Consider the following 20802-nt stretch of genomic DNA (forward strand, 5'->3'; position numbering starts at 1 on the left):
CGTACCATGAAAATTAAAATCATCCTGATCATCGCCGCAGTCGTCGCCGTGCTTGTCGGCGTCGGCTGGTTCTGCAGCGAAGAGGGCCGCCGNCAGAACGAACTGACCTTGCACGGCAACGTGGACATCCGTCAGGTCGAACTGGCTTTCAACGCCAGCGGCCGCATCGCGCAGGTCCTGGCGCAGGAAGGGACGCGTGTGAAAGCCGGGCAATTGCTGGCCAGCCTGGACACCGAGCGGCTGCGTCTCTCGCGCCAGCAGGCCGAGGCGCAAGTAGCCGTACAGCGCCAGGTGGTGGCGCGCTACCTGGCGGGGTCCCGCCCGGAGGAGATCCGCCAGGCGCGCGCGCAGCGCGACGCGGCCCGGGTGGCCGTGGCGGACGCCCAGGCCTATTACCAGCGCCAGGCTGACCTGGTGGCCCGCAACTTCATCTCGCAGCAGCAGGCGGACAGCGCCCGTNNTTCGCCCTCGACAAGGCGCGCGACCAGTTGAAGGCGGCCGAGGAAACGCTGCGCCTGGCCGAACTCGGTCCGCGCAAGGAGGACATCGCGGCAGCGAAGNGCAACCCTCGCCGCCAACGAGGCGACCGTGGCCGTGCTCCAGCGCGACCTTGACGAAGGCGAACTGCACGCGCCCTCGGACGGCGTGATCCAGAACCGCATCCTGGAGCCGGGCGACATGGCCTCGCCGCAGAAACCGGTGTTCACGCTGGCGCTGACCGATCCGGTCTGGGTACGCACCTGGCTGGCCGAACCCCAACTCGGCCGCGTGCCGGTGGGCGCGCGGGCCTGGGTACAGACCGACAGCCACCCGGACAAGCGCTACCGTGCCTGGATCGGCTACGTTTCACCGAGCGCCGAGTTCACCCCCAAGTCGGTCGAGACCACCGAGATCCGGTCCAGCCTGGTCTACCAGGCCCGCGTGTTCGTCTGCGAAGGACAAGGCGAGCTGCGCCTGGGCATGCCAGCGACGGTGACCATTCCGCTCGACCAGACGCCGCCGGCGCAGGGCGCGGCTCCTTGCGCGGACAGCAAATAGGCAACGCCGTCATGGACGCTGCGCCGATCCTGGAGGCGGTTGATCTGGCCCGGTCCTTCGCTTCCGGCCACCAGCGCACGCAGGCGCTGGATGGCNGTGAGCTTCGCCATCCGCCCCGGCGTGGTGACCGGGCTGATCGGGCCAGACGGGGCGGGCAAGACCACCCTGATGCGTCTGGCAGCCGGGCTGCTGGTGCCCGACGCCGGCAGCATCCGCGCGCTCGGCCTGGATTCCACCCGCGAGTCCCTCGCGGTGCAGGCTGCGCTCGGCTACATGCCACAGCGCTTCGGCCTGTACGAAGACCTCAGCGTGCAGGAAAACCTCGACCTCTACGCCGACCTGCAGGGCGTACCCCATACGGCACGCGCCGAACGCTACGCCGAACTGATGCACATGACCGGCCTCGGCCCCTTCACCCGCCGGCTGGCCGGCCGGCTGTCCGGCGGCATGAAGCAGAAACTCGGCCTGGCCTGCACCCTGGTGCGGGCGCCGCGCCTGCTGCTGCTCGACGAACCTACCGTGGGCGTGGACCCGGTATCGCGCCGCGAACTGTGGAGCATCGTCGACCGCCTGGTGAAGAACGAAGGGATGAGCGTGCTTCTGTCCACCGCCTACCTGGACGAGGCGGCACGCTGCCAGGCGGTGATCCTGCTCGACCGNGGGAAAATCCTCGACCAGGGCCCGCCGGCGACGATCAGCGCGCGCATGGCGGGACGGACCTGGGCCGTCAGCGTCGCCGGACAGCGCCCGCGCGACCTGCAGGCCGGGCTGACGGGCCAGCCTGGCGTGGTGGACGCCCTGGTCCAGGGCGACCACGTGCGCCTGGTGACGCAGTCGGCTGACGATCCTGCGCAGCTGGCCCGGCTGCCCGGCCTGCAGGACGCCCGCATCGAGGCGGTGCCGCCGCGTTTCGAGGACGGCTTCATCGATCTGCTGCATACCCACAACGACCTGATGGCCGCCCCGCATGGCGTACCCCGCGTCGACACGCTACCGCAACGTACCGACGCGGACGATGCGCCGGTCATCCAGGTGGACGGCCTGCGCCGCCGCTTCGGCAGCTTCTGGGCAGTGGACGGGATCAGTTTCGACGTGCGGCGCGGCGAGATTTTTGGCCTGCTGGGCGCCAACGGCGCCGGCAAATCCACCACGTTCCGCATGCTCTGCGGCCTCCTGCCTGCCAGCGCCGGCACCCTGCGCGTGGCGGGACTGGACCTGCGCCACGCCGCCTCCACGGCACGCGGCCGAATCGGCTACATGTCGCAGAAATTCTCCCTCTACGGCAACCTGAGCGTGGCGCAGAACCTCGATTTCTTCGCCAGCGCCTACGGCCTGACGGGCACGAGGCGCGAGACACGACGGGACTGGGCGCTGACCGAATTCGAGTTGTCGCCCTACGCCGAACGGCTTTCCGCCGACCTCTCGCTCGGCTACAAGCAGCGCCTGGCGATGGCCTGCGCGCTGATGCACCAACCGGAGATCCTGTTCCTCGACGAACCGACCTCGGGCGTCGACCCGCTGGCCCGGCGCGAGTTCTGGCTGCGCATCAACGCGCTCGCCCGCGCCGGCGTGACGGTGCTGGTGACCACCCATTTCATGGAGGAGGCGGAATACTGCGACCGCCTGGCCATCATGGCCGCCGGCCGCATCCTCGCGATGGACGAACCCGCCGCCATCAAGGCCGGCGCACGCACGCCCGAGCAGCCCGAGCCCAGCATGGAAGACGCNCTTCATCCGGCTGGTGGAAGCCGCCGACGCGGCGCAGGAAGCGGCATGAGCGCCGCGCAGAAGCCGTCTTTGCGCGGCGGCGGCCTGATGCGGTTGAAAGGCCTGGTACGCAAGGAGTTCCTGCAGATCGTGCGCGACCCGAGCAGCATCGCCATCGCCTTCGTCATGCCGATCTTCCTGCTGGTGCTGTTCGGCTACGGGGTATCGCTCGACGCCGACCACGTCCCGGTGGCGCTGGTGGCGGAGGCTCCTTCGCCGGATACGGCGGATTTCTTCGCCAGCCTGGAGAGCAGCCATTATTTCGCGCCCTTGCATGCCCGCACGCTTGCCGCGGCGGAACAGGCGCTGCGCGACGGCCGGGTGAACGCCATCGTGCATCTGAGCGCCAACTTCGCCGAGCAACTGCGGCGATCCGACGGCGCCCCCATTCAGGTCATCGTCAACGGCGTCGACGCCAACACCGCACGGCTCACCCAGGGCTATATCGAGGGCGCCTGGGGCAACTGGCTGGCGCGCCGTGCCACAGGCCAGGGACAGGCGCTGGCCACGCCGGTGCAGCTGGAGCAGCGGGTGTGGTTCAACAGCGAACTGCGCAGCCGCAACTATCTGGTGCCGGGCCTGGTGGCCATCATCATGACCCTGATCGGCACCCTGCTCACCGCCCTGGTGATGGCGCGGGAATGGGAACGCGGCACCCTGGAAGCGCTGCTGGTGACGCCGGCCAGCATGAGCGAAATCCTGCTGGGCAAGATCATCGCCTATTTCGTGCTGGGTACCGGCGGTATGCTGCTGACCGTGGGTCTCGCCGTAGGGCTGTTCGGCGTGCCGCTGCGCGGCGCGTTCTGGCTGCTGTGGGCGTGCGCCTCGCTGTTCCTGCTGGCGGCGCTGGGCATGGGCCTGGCCATTTCCGCGGTGGCACGCAACCAGTTCGTGGCAGGGCAGGTCGCCATCATCGGCACCTTCCTGCCCGCCTTCCTGCTGTCCGGTTTCATCTTCGACATCGACAGCATGCCGACCGTGGTACAGGGCATCACCCACGTCATCGTCGCGCGTTATTTCGTGTCCATCGTGCAGACCCTGTTCCTTGCCGGCGACGTGTGGTCGGTGGTGCTGCCCAATGCCCTGGCCCTGCTGCTCATGGCGGCAATCTTCCTCGGCATCACCTGGCGCAAGTCCCGGAAGCGACTCGAATGACAGGGCACGCGACATGTTGATCCGTCTGCTGGCGCTCATCCACAAGGAATTCCTNNGGCCCTGCTCAAGGACCCTCGGAGCCGCATGGTGCTTATCGTGCCGCCGATGATCCAGCTGCTGGTATTCGGCTACGCCGCCACCTTCGACCTCAAGGACATTTCCTACGCCCTCTACAACGAGGACCGCGGCGCAGCTTCGCGCGAACTGGTGGCGGCATTCGACGGCGCACCCGCCTTCCACCGCGTGGCCACCCTGCATGCCGAAGGCGAGATCGCGCCGCTGGTGGACAAGCGGGCTGTGCTGGTGGTGCTCCGCATCGGCCCGCGCTTCAGCGCCGACCTGCAATCGCTCGGCAGCGCACCGGTACAGGTCATCGTCGACGGACGCAACTCCAATACCGCCATGATCGCCCTGAACTACGTGCGCGCCATCGTGGACGATTTCAATCGGGCATGGATTGCGACACACGGTCTGCAAACCCCGCCGGCCCGCCTGGAAACGCGGGCCTGGTTCAACCCCAACCTGGAAAGCCGCTGGTTCTTCGTCCCCGGCATCATCGGCATGCTCACCCTGGTGACCACCATGCTGGTGACGGCACTGACCGTGGCACGCGAGCGGGAGCAGGGCACCTTCGACCAGTTGCTGGTGACGCCGCTGCGGCCCGGCGAGATTCTGCTGGGCAAGGCGCTGCCGGGCTTCCTCATCGGCATGGTGCAGGGCACGGCGATCCTGCTCATCGCCACGCTGTGGTTCAAGGTTCCGCTACTGGGCAGCCTGTCCGCGCTCTACGCCGGACTGGCGCTGTTCCTGCTCTCNGGGGTGGGGGCCGGACTGCTGATTTCCTCGCTGGCGGTGACCCAGCAGCAAGGTCTGCTGGGCGCCTTCCTGTTCATGGTGCCGGCGGTGATCCTGTCGGGCTTCGCCACGCCCATCGCCAACATGCCGGCGGTCGTGCAGACGATCACATTGATCGATCCGCTGCGTTATTTCCTGGTGATCCTGCGCAAGGTGTTTCTGGAAGGCGCCGGCTTCGACGTGCTGACGGGCCAGTTCTGGCCCATGGCCGTGATCGGTGGCGTGTCGCTGATTCTCGCCAGTTGGCTGTTCCGGCACCGCCTGTATTAAGAGGGACACCCCTGCCTGTTGTTTGAGGCCTGCAATATTGAAAACGGGTCGACCGCAAACGACCCAAAGCGGAAGTTAGGCTTTTATGTAATTGCGTCTGCTCTCGGACAGCAAGCGGATCTTCAACGTAAAGCTAAGGCGCGTCCCAGCGACCGAAGGGAGCAAACTTGAGCGAAGGGTTAGGGCGCATAGGCATCTTTAGCTCCTCGGTCAAAATGGCGGATCAATAGGCTGCAAAGCGGCATTGGCAAAGGAAGTACGTCAATTTCTGCGAGCCACTCTTTCTTTCCCTTTGTTCCGGCCACGTGAATCTTAGGTTTGATGAACTCGCACTCTGTGCCGGGGAACCGCCGGGTTTCGAAACCAACATACTCGGCATGTATGACTTTGTGACATGCCTCAAGCATTGTAAGCGGCTGCCAAGTGTTCGATGAGCTATCAGCACACAACCGGCCAACACTCTCCGAAGGGGAGGGCGCCGAGCGTTCCAGAACATGAGACGAAAAGCGGTTGCGATCTCGATGGTCAGCCGGATGATCTCGGACTCCTTTTCTTCTTCGGCTAAAGTTTCAAGGTGCGGCAGAGCATGGCCTCGATAGGCACGCTTTAGCTCTTTGTCGGCAAGGAAAAGTGAAACAAGGTGCAACGCCGTGCCTTCAAGGCGGAAGTGAGTTTGATCGTATTCGTGGACGTACTCGGGGCGGACAGGCATGGGGGTCTCGATGCGCCTTAACGCTGAAGTTCAGCGGGCTGTCAAAAGTGGCGCGCAGCGACGCTTTGGTTGGTCCGCTGGAACGCCGGGGTAGCCGGCAAGTGTGCTCAGCACTTAGCACGATGTTTATCGGTGTCCGGATGGAACGTTGCATGTTGTGCCAGCATATTTTGAAACGAAGAGACGCCGTTCATTAAGGAGCTTACACAGAAGCATCCGTGCGTGTCGGTTTTTATGCAAACATCATTATCGGAACGGGAATAGCTTTGCACTGAAGACCAAGGTACGCACTTGGTTCTCGCCCACGGGGAATGCAGAAAGATATTGTCATCGTTGTAAGCGATCTTGGAGATATTGGTTCCAAGTGCAAGGTAAGTGCCAATGGCTAAAAAGAAAAGGCTTATGGCCATTGTGGTGATGTCTGGCTCTTGATAATCAAGGGACTCTATGGATGTACCAAAGAATGAAACATAGGTGGCCGGAATAAGGGCAAGAAAAATCCCCACAGAGAAGATACGAACACCCAATGTGTACCTTAAGACGTTCAGACCCGCGATGAACTCTGGCTCCGGGTTGGCGGATCTTTGGAGCAACTTAACAAACCAGGGGCCTGCGTTCATGACGGCTAACAGTTAATATACGGACGCCAACGTCCGCATAACATTATTATTTAGGGCGCTCATCATGGCCTCCTATCCTACTGATTCTTAATCATTTTCGTTTTGTGACGTCTCTATAATAACCCCCAATAATACGGACAGGTTGAGCGTCTCGTTTTGCGGGCAAGCAGACGTCTAAATTGGCTTGGCCAAAGTCACTTTCTGGCCGATAGCACGCGAAGAACATTATTCCTAGTGGAGTAGCATTTATCCCTGCAGACCCCATCACGGTAATGTGGTCGCTGTAGGCAGGATCGGGCAATTTCGGATCGGTGTGCCGGAGTCTTTGCGGCTCAAGTGTTCGGCTCCGAAGCCGCAAATGAATTACGGGGTCTTGGAACCCGTTTCGACTTCAGGAGAACTTGCATGGCTATTTCATCCGTAACCTCGAGCGAGACAGCGCAGTTAGCCGCAACTTATGCCAAGTCTCAGGCCGAGCGAATTGAACGGGTCGAGAATGACGGCGACAGCGACGACAANAANGCCGAAGCGGCGCAGCCTGCAAAGGAGCCGACATCAACGGTCAATGCCAGTGGCCAGACCATCGGCTCGGTTGTAAATACAAAAGCCTAGCCGCCATCCAAATAGCCGGTCTCCGGGATCCCTGACTGGCGGCTCCTGGCCGATTGATGCCGGCTATCGATTCAAACCGGATTTAATCCTTACATCGTGACGGACAAGCCCGTCGGCATCCGTTTTCCTCACTGGATTCCGGATACCCGGATTAAGCCCGTCTCCGCGCGCTCAACCCGCCACCTGATGCTCCGCCTGCGTGAAACCCCGCGCATGCCGGCCCAGCAGGGTGGTGGCTTCATGGCTGGACATGGCGGCGCTGTNATAATACCCCTGCACTTCGTGGCATTGCATCTGCTGCAGGCTGGCACGCTGGGCCTCGGTTTCGACACCCTCGGCGACGACGTTGAGATTCATGCCGCGTCCCATGGCGATCATGGCGTTGACGATGGACATGTTCTCTTCGCGTTCGAGGTCCTGCACGAAGGACTGGTCGATCTTCAGGGTGTGGATGGGGAAACGCGAAAGATATTTGAACGAGCTGTAGCCGGTGCCGAAGTCGTCGATGGCCAGCCGGATACCCGAGGCGGACAGCCGGCCGAGCTTGATCGCGTTGGCCTCGAAGTCGCGCATCAGCAGGCTCTCGGTGATTTCCAGTTCCATCTGGTGGCCGTCCAGCGAATACACCTGAACCGCGCGCATGACGCTGTCGACGAAATCGGGATTCTCGAGCTGGCGCGCGGAGATGTTGACCGAGAGGCGCACCGGCGGCAGCCCGGCCTTGCGCCAGTCGGCCATCTGCGCGCTGGCCTGGCGCAGCACCCAGTCGCCGATCGGCACGATGACGCCGGATTCCTCGGCCACCGGGATGAAGTCGGCGGGCGTCAGCAGGCCGCGCTGCGGATGCCACCAGCGCAGCAGGGCCTCGAACCCGCGCACCTCGCCGGTCGTGGTGTCGACCTGCGGCTGGTAGAACAGCACGAATTCGTTGCGCGCCAGCGCGCGGCGCAGGTCGGCCTCGATCTGCATGCGCTCAGAATAGGGCGCCTGCATGCCGGATTCCCAGAACTGCAGACGGCTGCGGCCCTGCGATTTGGCCTGGTACATGGCGATCTCCGCCTGGCGGATCAGGCTGTCGATCATGTCGCCGTCTTCCGGCGCGACGCAGGCGCCGATGCTGACCGAGATGTAGATCTCATGGCCCTTGACGTACACCGGCTTGGACAGCACCTGGATGATCTTGCGGCAGATGTGCTCGGCGTCGCTGCGCGACACCAGGGTGGGCAACAGCACGGCGAACTCGTCGCCGCCCAGGCGCGCCAGCGTGTCGCCCTCGCGCAGGCACTGGCGCAGGCGCGCACCGACCGCAAGCAGCAGTTCGTCGCCGATGGTATGGCCGAGTGAATCGTTGATCACCTTGAAATGGTCGAGGTCGAGGCTCAGCACCGCCAGCGGTTTCTGGTTGCGCTTGGCCTGTGCCAGCATGAGGCCGAGGTGGTCGCGGAATAGCGCGCGGTTGGGCAGGCCGGTCANGAGGTCGTGGTAGGCCTGGTAGTGCACGGTTTCCTCGGCCTGCTTGCGCTCGGTGACGTCCTTGGCGACGCCGTAGCTGCCGATGAAGCGTTTCTCGAACGGGCTCGCCTCCTCGTCGTACATGCCGGTCGCGGTGAGCTCGACCGACTTGCAGCGGCCGTTCATCAGGCGCGGGCGGCGCATCCCGGGATTGCACTTGAGGCGGATCTCGGTGTTACGCGCGCTGCGGTCACCAGCCCGGCGCTCGTTGAACACGTGTTCGGCCCGCGCGATGTCGTCCTCGTGGATGACCAGGCTGTAATGCTGACCCAGCAGCTCCTCGCTGCGGTAGCCGAGCAGGCTCTCGACGCGGTCGTTGACGAAGGTGAAGCGGCCGTCGCAATCCAGCGTGTAGATGAAATCGGGCGAGCTGTTGACCAGAAAACGGTGCCACTTCTCCGACTGCTGCAGGCGCTGCAGGATGTGGTTGTTTTCCTTTTCCAGTCGCCGCCGCGTCAGCGTGTTGTCGATACGCCTCAGCAGCTCCTCGGGCTCGTAGGGCTTGCGCACGAAGTCGGCGGCGCCGCCGCGCAGCGCGCGGATCGCCGCGTCGATGGTGCTGTCGCCCGACACCACGATGACCGGCGTATCGGCGCTGCGGTCGGCGACGAAGCGCAGCACCTCGTTGCCGTTGAGGTCCGGCATGCCGAGGTCGAGCAGGATGGCGTCGAACTGCTGCTTGCCGATGGCGATCAGCGCGTCGCAGCCGCCGTTGGCGGTCACCACGTCGTAATCGCGGGTGGCCAGCAAGCGCGTCAACCCCTCCAGAATCAGCGGCTCGTCGTCCACCACCAGGAGGCGCGGGCGCACCGGAAACGTGCTGACCGTACTGCGGGGCGGGGNGGATTCGATGGGATCGTCGGACACGTGTGTTCTCCTTGGCGCGGGTTACATAGACCCGTAGCGTGTTGTTGTGAGCGGAGCCTGGCCGTTTTGCAAAGTCGGCAGGCGGATCAGGAAACGGGTTCCCTGCGGTGTACTGGTGCAGCTGAGCTGGCCGTTCAGACGCTCGACCAGGCTGCGGCTGATGGTCAATCCGAGGCCGGCATGGTCGCCGCCTTTTTCGCTGACCACCGGTTCGAACAAATGCGACGCGACGGCGGCAGGCAGGCCAGGGCCGGTATCGGCCACTTCGATTTCGATCTGACGCTGGCCGTCGGCCGCGATCAGCCGCGTGATGAATTTGAGATGGCCGCCTGCATGCATGGCCTCGACCGCGTTCTTGGCGAGGTTGAACAGCACCTGCTTCAGCAGGTCCTTTTGCAGCGGCATCGGCGGAACGTCCGGGTTGAGATCGATCTGCACGTTGACCTTGTTCGGTGTGAACAGGGTGCCGAGTGCCATGCGCACCAGTTCGGAAACCACGCTGTTGACCGATACCAGTTCGAGCGCCGCGGCGGGCACCGCGGTTTCCTCGGCCAGCGTGATGCCGCGCACGATGCGCGCCACCCGTTCGATTTCGTCGCTGATGATGCCGAGGTCGCGTTGCACCGCCGAATCCGCGCCCAGCTTGTCGGACAGCAGGTTGACGTAATTGCGCATGATGGTGAGCGGGTTGGCCACTTCATGAATGGCCCGTCGCACGCGGTCGCGCGGAATGTCGTCGCCCTGTGCCGCGGCGGGCGCAACGGGCTGCAGGGCGGGCGCGGGCGCGGCAGCCGGCACGGCGGCCGGCCGCAACATTTCGCTGTATTCGGCCAGGGTAAACCGCCACAGTGGCGACAGCCCCAGGCCGGGCAACGCATCGCCCACCACCAGCACGCCCATCTGGCCATCGTGCAGAGCCAGCGGCTGACACAGAAAACGCGCCACGCCCAGCAGGCGGGCGATCTGTTCGTCGACCAGCGCGGCATCTACCTCGCCGCGCTCGAACTGCTGGGGCGCGTTGCGTGCCAGCGCGCGAGGCAGTGCGGAGTGGCCGTCATCCGGGGNGATCGCCAGTGCCCGCAGCCCGGCATTGGCCGGAATCAGCGTGGTCAGCCGCAGCGTCCCGTCGACCGCGGGCGCGAACAGACAGGCGTGTTCGATCCCGAACAAGGCGCGCAGACTGGCCTGCAGCAGTTCAATGGTGTGCCCGGAGGAACCGTCCGAATGGCGGAAATGCGCGTGCAGCGCCGATTGCGCCGCCTCCACGGCATACAGGCGGGCGAGGCGATCGAATCCGCCGCCGGCCGACTGCGCCACGGCATCGACCAGCCCGAAGCGCTGCGCCAACTGGCGTACCTGAACCTGGCTGTCGGCCAGCAGCTGGGCGGCTTCGCCCGCACCCATCTGCAAGGCGGCGAGCGCGGCCCGCACGTCCACACTGTCCACGGCATCAGCCCGCGTCGCCAGTTGATAGGCCAGTTGGACGATGCGCACCAACGGATGGGCGGCGCGCCCGCGCGCCAGCGGTTCGGCGTGGTAGCGCACCGCATCGGCCAGCCAGCCGTCGGCGTCGAGCGCCTCCAGCCAGTCGGCCGCATGGGCCGGCGGCATGATGTCCGTGTCGAGATAGTCCGCCAGATTGTGGGCGAGGCCGGCCGTCCAGGCGGCCTCGGCATCCACCGCGCCCGACCGCACGCCCAAGGCCTGCGCCAGATGCGCCACCCCGATCGACTGCCGCCAGCGGCCAGCATAGTTCACCTGCGCCGTACCCGCCGCAACCGGCGCAGCCAATAGCAGTGCGCGCAGCATATCCGGCTGCGTGCCGAAATCGACGGGCAGCAATTGCAATCGCAGCGCCAATACGGGGTCGCAGCGTACGCAGGCGGCAAATTCCGCCTGCGCAGCCTCGCCCCGCATCAGGAGCTCCAGCGCTTCAGCCACCACGCCGGGGGCGCACTGACATGCTGTTAGCCCCGATTTCTTTAGTAAATTATTCGGAAGTTCTCCCATGTCCTTGCTATATATAATAAATTTTGTTACACCGTCAATCTAGGGCTTAAAATAATTGGGCAGGCGCCGCGAACTGTTGTTTTCAAGTTTTGGTCTGCGTGTCCGTATTGGCCATAGCTGATATATTTTCGTACCTCTTTGAAAGCAGAATGCACATGAAAGCTTTTCTGACCGGATTGATTTTGCTGTGCGTCCATACCGGCGCCGCTGCGCTCGACGGCAACACCGCGCTCGAAGTGGACAAGCCGGTCGCCGCCCCGCAATCGCAGCCCGAACCCGCGTCCATGCCCGAGTTGAATGCGCAGTCCGTGCTGGTGTACGACCAGGCCAGCGGGCGGCCCTTGCTGGAAAAGAATGCCACCATGCAGACGCCGATCGCGTCGATCACCAAGCTGATGACCGCCATGCTGGTGATCAATGCCGGCCAGCCTCTGGACGAGCGCATCACCATCACGTCCGACGACCGTGACACCATCAAGGGCACCGGCTCGCGCCTGGCGATCGGCGCCCACTACACCCGCGAACAACTGCTGCACCTTGCCCTGATCGCCTCCGACAACCGCGCGGCGCACGCGCTGGCCCGCTCCTATCCGGGCGGCCTCGACCGCTTCATCGCCACCATGAACCGCACGGCACGCGTGCTGGGCATGCGCGACACCGTGTATGTCGAACCCACCGGCCTGTCGAGCAGCAACCGTTCGACCGCGCTCGATCTCGCCAAGCTTGCAGATTACGCCTATCAGAACTATCCCGAAATCCGCCAGATCACCGCGACCGGCCAGTACACGCTGGGGACCCAGCGCGTGGTGCTGAAGAAGAAGCACCACCGGCAGGCGAAGGTGTATTACCGCACCGTTGCCTTCAACAATACCAACCGCCTCACACGCATGGACGACTGGCATATCGGCCTGTCGAAAACCGGTTTCATCAATGAAGCCGGACACTGTCTGGTGATGCAGGCGGAGGTGGCGGATCGCGATGTCATCATCGTGCTGCTCGACTCCAGCGGCAACAACAGCCGCGCCAGGGACGCCGCGCGCATCAAGGCCTGGCTGGAAGAAACCAATCTTCCGCGCAACACCGGAACCCACTACACCGCCGCATCCCGCACCTGACGCTTCCTGGCGCCGGGCCCAACGGGCTTTCACGGGTTCATCGCCCCGTGAAAGCCCGTTTCATTTGACGGGCGCACTGCAGGGCCGGATCCCGCCGGAACCGGGGCGACACGCGTTATGATGGCCGCCCCGTCCGCCCGACATCTCGCTTCATGTCCGCCGATCTCGCCCAGCAACTGCTGCTGAAAACGCTGCTGCCCCTGTCCCTGCTAATCGCCGCGGGCGGCATCTGGCCGCGCTGGCAAAGCGGCATTTCCATCGTCGGCCTGCGCGGCGAGATCAACCGGCTGGTGTTGAACTTCTTCGCGCCCGTGCTGTTCTTTTCGGCCGGCGCGGCGGCCACGGTCGACCTGAACCTGTTGCAGGTACCCTTGATTCTCGGCGTCGCCACGCTGGCCGGCCTGGGGCTCGCCGCCCTGGCGCTGTTCGCCACCCCGCTCGGGCACGGCCTGTCGCGGCCGCAGCGCGGCGCGGTCATGCTGGCCGCCGGCTTCGGCAATGTGCTGTTTTTCGGCTATCCCTTCCTCACCACGGTCTTCGGCGAACGCGGCGCGCGCTATCCCTTCTTCGCCGACATGCTCGCGACCACGCCGCTGGTGTGGTCGCTCGGCGTGTGGATCGCCTTCCGTTGCGGCAAACACACCGAACACGCCTCGTTTCTGCGGATGTGGCTGAGACTGCCGCCGGTATGGGGATTCGCCGCCGGCATCGCGGTCAACCTGTCCGGCGCGCACCTCGACCCGCTGGTGGAGGCCGCGCGCTGGGCCGGTAGCCCGACCATTCCGCTGATGCTGTTCGTGCTCGGCCTGACCATCCCCTGGCATGATCTGCGCCCGCAAAAAGCCGTCGCCGTGGCCTTGCTCATCAAGCTGGCGCTGATGCCCCTGCTCGCGCTCGGCGTCGCGCTGGCATGGCCGAGCCCCCTCACCGAACCCGGNGAAGCCGGCGTCCTCGAGGCCGCCATGCCGACCATGGTGATGGTCATCGCACTGGCCGACCGCTTCGGGCTCGACACCCGTCTGGCCGGCCTCATCATGGGCTGGTCAACGCTGACGGGATTGGTTACGCTGCCATTCTGGTTATGGCTGCTGAAGGGACTTGCATCATGAAAATCGGATTTATCGGCAGCGGCATCATGGGTCGCCCCATGGCGGAGAATCTCCTGCGCGCAGGGCACCAGCTCTATGTCTACGGCCGCCGTTTCGACCGTATCGAACCCATGCTGGTCGCCGGCGCGCTCGGCAAGGGCACGCCTGCCGAAGTGGCCGCCGAGGCCGACATCAGCTTCACCGTCGTCTCCGACACCACCGGCGTCGAGCAGATCATCCTCGGCGACCGCGGCCTGGTACACGGCGCCAAGCCCGGCCACACCATCGTCGACATGAGCACCGTGTCGCCCGCCGCCACCCGCCGCATCGCCGCCGCCCTGGCAGAGCGCGGCGTTCACATGCTCGACGCCCCGGTATCGGGTGGCGAGACCGGGGCCAAGGAAGGCACGCTGTCCATCATGGTCGGCGGCGAAGTGCCGATCTTCGAGAAGGTTCGCCCACTGTTCGAGGTGCTCGGCAAGAACGTCGTCCACGTCGGCGGCCACGGTGCCGGCCAGGTCGTCAAATGCTGCAACCAGATCGTCGTCGGCCTCACCTTCGAGGGTGTCGCCGAAGCCATCCTGCTCGCGCGCCGCAACGGCGTCGACCCGGTGAAGATGCGCGAGGCGCTGCTGGGCGGCTTCGCCGGCAGCCGCATCCTCGAAGTCCACGGCCAGCGCATGCTCGACTCCAACTACAAGCCCGGCTTCAAGGTCAAACTGCACCACAAGGACATGGCCATCGTCATGGACAACGCGCAGGAAACCGCCACCCCGCTGCCCGGCGCCGCGCTGATCGCGCAGCAGATGAATGCGCTGATGGGCGCCGGCGACAGCGAACTCGATTCCTCGGCGCTCATGCGCGCGCTCGAGCGGCTGACCGGCGAAAACCACGGCAACGGCAAGTGAGCGCGAAAGAACGCGTCGTTTTCCTCGACCGCGCCACCTTCACCGCGGACGACCTGCCGATCCCGCGCTTCGAGCACAACTGGAGCGAATACCCGGACACCGAAGCGGCCGACATCGTGCCGCGACTCTTCTGGGCGACGACGGCGATTACTCATGCGTGCCCGATCGATGCGGAGACGATCGGACAGTTGCACAAGCTAACCCGTATTGTCGTCACCGGACCTGCCAAGATCGACGTCGAAGCATGCGCAGCGCGCGGAATCGTGCTGCAGCCACTGGCCACGAGCAATGGCTCGGGACAGGCGCTGGTCAGTCTGCTCGAAGCAATGGTTGAGGCCGCGTCCAGCGGCGCCCAATCCTGAATTCACAGGCGATCTGCACAAGGTCACGAGATGATGCTCGGCGATTCCATACTGTTCAGGCAACAGGCATTGATCGACGGCGAATGGCAGGACGCCGTTAACGGCGCGCGCTTCGCCGTCCACAACCCGGCCAATGCGGAACGCGTCGGCCACGCGCCGAGCTGCACTGCTGCCGATGTCGCGCGCGCCATCGGAGCCGCGCACACTGCCTTCCCCGCTTGGCGCGACACACCTGCCAAGACCCGCGCGCACCTTTTGCGCCGTTGGTTCGACCTCATCCTCGCGCACCGCGACGATCTCGCCACGATCATGGTGTCCGAGCAGGGCAAGCCGCTCGCCGAGGCACTTGGCGAGATCGACTACGCGGCGAGCTTCATCGAGTGGTTCGCCGAAGAGGCGCGGCGCGTGTATGGCGATGTGGTGCCGTCGCCGTGGGCGGACCGGCGCATGTTCACGCTGAAGCAACCGCTAGGCGTTGCGGCGCTGATCACGCCGTGGAATTTTCCCGCCGCGATGCTCACCCGCAAGGCGGGCGCGGCGCTGGCCGCCGGCTGCACGGTGGTGGCGAAGCCGGCATCGCAGACGCCGTTCACCGCGCTGGCGCTGGCCGAGCTGGCGCAGCGCGCNGGGCTGCCGCCGGGCGTGCTGAACGTGGTCACCGGCGACGCGGCAACAATTGGCAGCGTGCTGACGTCGCATCCGCTGGTCAGAAAAGTCTCGTTCACCGGCTCGACGGCGGTAGGCAAGCAACTCCTTGCGCAGAGCGCCGGCACCTTGAAGCATGTCTCGCTCGAACTCGGCGGCAACGCGCCTTTCATCGTGTTCGACGATGCCGACCTCGATACAGCGGTGGCAGGCGCACTCGCCAGCAAGTACCGCAACAGCGGGCAGACTTGTGTGTGCGCCAACCGGGTGTTCGTGCAGGACACAATCTTCGACGCGTTTGCCGGAAAATTCAGTTCGGCCGTTGCGCAGCTAAAGGTGGGCGAAGGCTTCACGACAGGCGCGGAAACCGGTCCCTTGATCAGCGTCGCCGCCGTGGAAAAGGTCGAGGCGCATATCGCCGATGCGCTCGCCCACGGCGCGACCCTGCTGACCGGCGGCCATCGCCATGCGCTCGGCGGGCTGTTCTTCCAGCCGACGGTGCTGGGCCAATGCACGCCCGACATGCAGATCTGCCGCGACGAGACCTTCGGCCCGGTAGCGCCGCTGATCCGCTTTGCCGACGAGGCCGAGGTGATCCGCATGGCCAACGACACCGAATACGGCCTCGCTGCCTATGCCTACACGCGCGACCTCGGCCGCGCCTGGCGGCTGGCCGAGCGGCTCGACTATGGCATGGTCGGGATCAACGCCGGGCTGATTTCCACTGCCGAGGTGGCATTCGGCGGCGTCAAGCAGTCGGGACTGGGGCGCGAGGGTGGGCGCAGCGGAATCGACGAGTACCTGGAAAGCAAGTACGTAAACCTGGGCGGGCTGGGATAAGTCGTTGCACCTGCTAGGCTGACGGCATGAACCCGGCCTCCGTTTCTTCCTCGCGCAATCTCATCGTCATCGGCGCCGCCAGCGCNGCCGGCGCGCCCGACCCGGCCACCGCCGAAGGGCCGGATGCGTTGCGCCATTACCGCGTCTTTCACGACACGCCGCTGCAGCATGTGGAATGGAATGCGATCCTGCACGTGCCGCGTGCCGCGCTGGACACGCCACTGCACGCGGTGAGGGCGCTCGGCGAACGGCTGGCTGCCGAAATGGAAAGGGTGCTGCAGGCGGGAAACTTTCCGCTGGTGGTCGGGGGCGATCATTCCTGCGCGATCGGGACCTGGAGCGGCGTGCATCGCGTGCTGGCCGACCAGGGTCCCATCGGCCTGATCTGGATCGACGCCCACATGGACAGTCATACTTTCGCCACCACGCCGAGCGGCCAGATTCATGGCATGCCGCTGGCCGCCCTGCTCAGCCACGGCGACGCAACGCTCACCGGGATCGAGGGCATGGAAGCCAAGCTGCTGCCCGAGCATGTGTGCCTGATCGGCGTGCGCAGTTACGAAGCCGGCGAGGCGGCGCTGCTGCATGGCCTCGGCGTGCGCGTGTTCGAAATGGACGAGGTGCGCCGGCGCGGGCTCGTCGCCGTATTCGATGAGGCGCTCGCCATAGCGCGGCACGGCACCGCCGGCTTCGGCGTGAGTGTGGATCTGGATGCGCTCGATCCCGAGGAGGAGCCGGGCGTCGGCACGCCGGTGCCCGGCGGCCTGCGCCGTGCCGAGCTTGCCGATGCGCTGTCCCGATTGCGCGGCGACCGCGCCTTCGTGGCGATGGAAATCGTCGAATACAATCCGCGCCGCGACCGCGGGCATGCCACGGCCGATGCCGCCGGCGCGCTGGCCGGTGCCATCACCCCGCTTTGAGACCGACCCGGTTGCCTGATTACTCGATCGGCAGGCCGGCTCGCATCCAGTTGACGAAGCCGTCGCGGTAATTCTTCACGTTCGTGTAGCCGAGCTTGATCAGCGCGTCGGCCGCAAGCGGGCTGCGCTGGCTGACGCCGCAATAGACGACGATGGGCGTGGCCTTGTCCGGCACCGCGGCTTCGATCCTGAATTCCAGCAGCCCGCGCGTGATGTTGAAAANATGCGCCGCCGCAATGTGGCCCGAGTAGTCGACTTCGGCCGGCGTGCGCACATCGAGCACCACCGTTTGCGGCTGCGTCTTCAGCTGCGTCAGCAGGCCGGCCGTGTCGAGCTGCGGCACGCGCGCATTGGCCGCGTCGACCAGGGCTTGCGCGGTCTGCGTCAGCGCGGGCGCTTCGGGCGGCGGCACGACGATGACGGAGAGGTCCTGCGCCTGCGCAGCGGCTGCCAGCAGCAACACAGCCGGGAACAGAGCACACGATAATCGGGGAGGGTTCATCTCGGTCTCCTTTCGATGATGGGAAGCCTCGACACGGGGATCAATCCGCCGACTGGCCGACAAAGGGATTTTCTCGGCGCTCGCGGCCGAACGTGGACATCGCGCCGTGTCCCGGCACGAAACGCACGTCGTCGCCGAGCGGGAACAGCTTGTCGCGGATGGCGGCGATCAGCGCCGCGTGGTCGCCGCGCGGGAAATCGGTACGGCCGATCGAGCCCTTGAACAACACGTCGCCGACGAAAGCGAGCCGCGCATCCGGCTGGAAGAACACGATATGGCCGGGCGTATGGCCGGGACAATGCAGCACGTTGAAGCGGAGGGTCCCCACGTCCACCCGATCGCCGTCGTTCAACCATTGGTCGGGCGTGAACGCCGCCGCAGGCGGGAACCCGAACAGCTCGGCCTGCCGCGGCAGCAGGTCGAGCCAGAACTGCTCCTCGCGCTGCGGGCCGACGATGGGGATGCCGAGCGCCTCGCGAAGTTCGACCGCTGCGCCGACATGGTCGAGGTGGCCGTGGGTGAGCAGGATTTNTTCCAGTGCGAGGCCGCGCGATTGCACTTCGCCCAGCAGGCGCGCGGCCTCACCGCCCGGATCGATCAAGGCCGCCCGGCCATCGGCGTCCCATACCAGCGAGCAGTTTTGTTGATACGGGGTGACGGGGAGGATGGTAAATTCCATCCTGCCATTATCTGCCGATTCCGCCACAGCGGATTCACGCCGCCATGTCCGCACCCGACGCCCTGCTGCTCATTTCCACCCAATGCCCATACTGCCCGGCGATGCTGTCGTCGCTTTCCGACCTGGTGAAGCGGGGCGCGATCGGACGCCTCGAAGCCGTGAACCTGAACGTTCACCCCGAGGTGGGACAGACACTCGGCGTCTGGACCGTGCCCTGGCTGCGGCTCGGCCGCATCGAACTCGCCGGCATGCGCAGCCCGGCCGAACTCGCCGAATGGGCGGCCAAGGCCGACAGCGAGACCGGCTTGGCCGACTGGTTCCACATGCTGTTGAAGGAGGGCCAGCTACCGCGTGCTCAGGCGCTGATCGAGGCCGATCCCACGCTGCTTGCGGCAGTGCTGCCCATCGTCGGCAACGTCGAGGCCAGCCTCAACGTGCGGCTGGGCGCCGGCGTGCTGCTGGAAGCCTTTGCCGGCAGCGACACGCTGCGCGCGCTGCTGCCTCGCCTGGGCGAACTGTCGCAACACGCCGACGCGCGGGTGCGTGCCGATGCCTGCCATTACCTGGGACTGACCGGGGAGGCCGCCGCGCGCAGCTGGCTGGACGCGCGGCTGGCGGACGAAGACGCGGACGTACGCGAGATCGCCGCGGAAAGCCTGGAGAGCCTGCCGCCGGCAGCTAGTTGCAGGCTGGCCCGGGCACCCTTCGGTGCTATAGTTTTGTGCATACACCGCCCGGGCTTCGGCCCGGGCGGTTTCATTTTTAGACTTGTTCCAGGAGACCGCCATGGAAATCACGACCCGTCCCGCCATCACCGTATCCGAGCGCGATCTGGAGCGCCTCGAAACCATGCTCGCCGGCCTGCCAGACGACCAGCCCGGGGTGGAGGCGCTGCGCGAGGAACTCGATCGCGCGCAGATCGCCCCGTCCGAAGCGATGCCGCCCAACGTCGTGACAATGAATTCGCGCATCCGTTTCGTGCTCGAACCGGCGGACCGGGAAGTCGAGATGACCTTGGTGTATCCGCGCGACTTCACCGGTCGCCCGGACCAGCTGTCGGTGGCCGCACCGGCAGGCATCGCCGTACTGGGGCTGGCGGTCGGCCAGCACATCGAATGGTGCGTCCCGGGCGGGCAGACTGTGCGTGCGCGCATCATCGACATCCCCTATCAGCCCGAACGCGCGGGCGACTATATGCTCTGAGCCGGGAGGCCGATGTCCGTTCCTGCCGCCTATCTCGGCGTCATCCTCATCTGGTCGACCACGCCGCTCGCCATCCAGTGGAGTGCGCAGGGCGCCGGCTTCAGCTTCGCGGTGATGGCACGCATGCTGATCGGCCTGGCGGTCTGCCTCGTGCTGCTCGCCGCCACCCGCACCGCCTTTCCCTTCACCCCGGCTGCGCGCCGGCTGTATGCGGTCAGCGGGCTGTCGCTGTTCGCGTCGATGCTGCTCACCTACTGGGGCGCGCTGCACATTCCGTCGGGGCTGATCTCGGTCATCTTCGGGCTGTCGCCGCTGGTCACCGGCGTGTTCGCCGCATTGTGGCTCGCCGAACGCACGCTCACGCCGCTTCGCATCGCCGGTCTGGCGCTGGCGCTGGCCGGGCTGTGGCTGATTTTCGGCCAGCCGTGGCCGGGCGACCGCCACGCCGCGCTCGGCACGTTGGCGACGGTGAGCGGCATGGCGCTGCAGGCGCTGGGGCTGGTGTGGATCAAGCGGCTGAACGTGCGGGTCTCGTCGCTCGCCATCACGACCGGCTCGCTCGGCGTGGCCGTGCCCTGCTTCGTGCTGGCCTGGATGATCGCCGACGCCGCGCAGCTACCCGCCGACGCCACGCTGCGCGCCGGCGCGGCCATCGTCTATCTGGGCATCCTCGGTTCGGTGGTGGGCTTTACGCTGTATTACTACATGATCAAGCATCTCGACGCCGGCCGCATCGCGCTGATCATGCTGGTCACGCCCGTGTCGGCGCTGCTGCTCGGCCAGACGCTGAACCATGAACGCATCCCGGGCATCGGCTGGGCCGGCATCGCGCTGATCGGCGCGGGCCTGTTGCTGTATGAGTGGCAGGCGCTGCGGCAGCTGCGGCGGCCGCTTATTTCCTGAACAGGTCGTCGAGCGAAGCCGGGAGGCCGGCTTGTCGGGTTCGCCGTCGGCCGGCGGGTTCGTACCGGATGCGTTCGAGAACAGCGCATCGAGCGCGCTGCGGCCGGGCTGCGCCATCACCGCGCCGCCACCCCGATAGGCTTCCGGCCGCGGCACGAACCAGCCGCAATCGTTGACACGCGTCTTGTCGGCAACCCGGTCGGCCGCCAGCTCGCGGCA

The 20802-nt window shown here is 65.6% G+C and carries 18 protein-coding genes and 1 pseudogene; 13 read left to right on the forward strand and 6 right to left on the reverse strand.

Annotated elements, in window-relative coordinates:
* The first annotated feature begins 6 nt into the window (after positions 1–6).
* The 4 genes from HZY77_RS11225 (at position 7) to HZY77_RS11240 (ending at position 5085) form a co-directional block, all read left to right on the forward strand.
* A complete protein-coding gene (locus HZY77_RS11225) occupies positions 7–492 on the forward strand; it encodes a biotin/lipoyl-binding protein (protein ID WP_296814732.1) in 486 nt (161 codons plus the stop codon).
* A gap of 96 nt (positions 493–588) precedes the next feature.
* Positions 589–1038, forward strand: coding sequence for an HlyD family efflux transporter periplasmic adaptor subunit (locus tag HZY77_RS11230; RefSeq protein WP_296814734.1), 450 nt, complete (start codon positions 589–591; stop codon positions 1036–1038).
* Positions 1039–1128: 90 nt separating this feature from the next.
* Entirely contained in the window at positions 1129–3960 is a 2832-nt protein-coding gene (locus HZY77_RS11235) for an ATP-binding cassette domain-containing protein (RefSeq protein WP_296814736.1), read from the forward strand.
* 84 nt (positions 3961–4044) lie between these two features.
* Positions 4045–5085: an ABC transporter permease gene (locus HZY77_RS11240; protein WP_296814739.1), complete on the forward strand. Its 1041-nt coding sequence runs from the start codon at positions 4045–4047 to the stop codon at positions 5083–5085.
* Positions 5086–5904: 819 nt separating this feature from the next.
* Here the strand turns inward: HZY77_RS11240 and HZY77_RS11245 are convergent.
* The 3 genes from HZY77_RS11245 to HZY77_RS11255 form a co-directional block, all read right to left on the reverse strand.
* Positions 5905–6417, reverse strand: coding sequence for a hypothetical protein (locus tag HZY77_RS11245; protein WP_296814742.1), 513 nt, complete (start codon positions 6415–6417; stop codon positions 5905–5907).
* A 783-nt stretch (positions 6418–7200) separates the two neighbouring features.
* On the reverse strand, positions 7201–9408 hold the full coding sequence (locus HZY77_RS11250) for an EAL domain-containing protein (RefSeq protein ID WP_296814745.1): 2208 nt from the start codon (positions 9406–9408) through the stop codon (positions 7201–7203).
* Positions 9409–9429: 21 nt separating this feature from the next.
* Positions 9430–11349, reverse strand: a complete 1920-nt coding sequence (locus HZY77_RS11255; protein WP_296814748.1) for an ATP-binding protein — start codon at positions 11347–11349, stop codon at positions 9430–9432.
* Between the two features lie 224 nt (positions 11350–11573).
* Here HZY77_RS11255 and HZY77_RS11260 point away from each other — a divergent pair, with 224 nt between their 5' ends.
* The 6 genes from HZY77_RS11260 (at position 11574) to HZY77_RS11285 (ending at position 17296) form a co-directional block, all read left to right on the forward strand.
* A complete protein-coding gene (locus HZY77_RS11260; RefSeq protein WP_296659182.1) occupies positions 11574–12533 on the forward strand; it encodes a serine hydrolase in 960 nt (319 codons plus the stop codon).
* Between the two features lie 152 nt (positions 12534–12685).
* Complete coding sequence (locus HZY77_RS11265; protein ID WP_296814751.1) at positions 12686–13642, forward strand: AEC family transporter; 957 nt, start codon at positions 12686–12688, stop codon at positions 13640–13642.
* Positions 13639–14529, forward strand: a complete 891-nt coding sequence (locus HZY77_RS11270; RefSeq protein ID WP_296814754.1) for a 2-hydroxy-3-oxopropionate reductase — start codon at positions 13639–13641, stop codon at positions 14527–14529. The genes HZY77_RS11265 and HZY77_RS11270 overlap by 4 nt, the downstream gene beginning before the upstream one ends.
* Positions 14526–14891, forward strand: a complete 366-nt coding sequence (locus HZY77_RS11275; protein ID WP_296814757.1) for a hypothetical protein — start codon at positions 14526–14528, stop codon at positions 14889–14891. The genes HZY77_RS11270 and HZY77_RS11275 overlap by 4 nt, the downstream gene beginning before the upstream one ends.
* A gap of 30 nt (positions 14892–14921) precedes the next feature.
* Positions 14922–16376: an NAD-dependent succinate-semialdehyde dehydrogenase gene (locus HZY77_RS11280; protein ID WP_296814759.1), complete on the forward strand. Its 1455-nt coding sequence runs from the start codon at positions 14922–14924 to the stop codon at positions 16374–16376.
* A gap of 26 nt (positions 16377–16402) precedes the next feature.
* Positions 16403–17296, forward strand: a complete 894-nt coding sequence (locus HZY77_RS11285) for an arginase (protein WP_296814761.1) — start codon at positions 16403–16405, stop codon at positions 17294–17296.
* A gap of 19 nt (positions 17297–17315) precedes the next feature.
* Here HZY77_RS11285 and HZY77_RS11290 read toward each other — a convergent pair whose 3' ends face one another.
* The 3 genes from HZY77_RS11290 to HZY77_RS11300 form a co-directional block, all read right to left on the reverse strand.
* Positions 17316–17798: a rhodanese-like domain-containing protein gene (locus tag HZY77_RS11290; RefSeq protein ID WP_296814763.1), complete on the reverse strand. Its 483-nt coding sequence runs from the start codon at positions 17796–17798 to the stop codon at positions 17316–17318.
* 40 nt (positions 17799–17838) lie between these two features.
* Positions 17839–18477, reverse strand: coding sequence for an MBL fold metallo-hydrolase (locus HZY77_RS11295; RefSeq protein WP_296814766.1), 639 nt, complete (start codon positions 18475–18477; stop codon positions 17839–17841).
* A gap of 172 nt (positions 18478–18649) precedes the next feature.
* Entirely contained in the window at positions 18650–18802 is a 153-nt protein-coding gene (locus tag HZY77_RS11300) for a hypothetical protein (protein ID WP_296814769.1), read from the reverse strand.
* Here HZY77_RS11300 and HZY77_RS11305 point away from each other — a divergent pair.
* The 3 genes and pseudogenes from HZY77_RS11305 to HZY77_RS11315 form a co-directional block, all read left to right on the forward strand.
* A pseudogene (locus HZY77_RS11305) lies at positions 18801–19079 on the forward strand (HEAT repeat domain-containing protein); the annotation flags it as partial. The gene HZY77_RS11300 and the pseudogene HZY77_RS11305 overlap by 2 nt on opposite strands.
* Before the next feature lie 184 nt (positions 19080–19263).
* Entirely contained in the window at positions 19264–19680 is a 417-nt protein-coding gene (rnk, locus tag HZY77_RS11310) for a nucleoside diphosphate kinase regulator (protein WP_296659166.1), read from the forward strand.
* A gap of 12 nt (positions 19681–19692) precedes the next feature.
* Entirely contained in the window at positions 19693–20583 is an 891-nt protein-coding gene (locus tag HZY77_RS11315) for a DMT family transporter (protein ID WP_296814772.1), read from the forward strand.
* The last annotated feature ends 219 nt before the right edge of the window (positions 20584–20802 follow it).

Origin of the sequence: Thiobacillus sp., from assembly GCF_013693775.1 — a bacterium.
Classification (GTDB): domain Bacteria; phylum Pseudomonadota; class Gammaproteobacteria; order Burkholderiales; family Thiobacillaceae; genus Thiobacillus.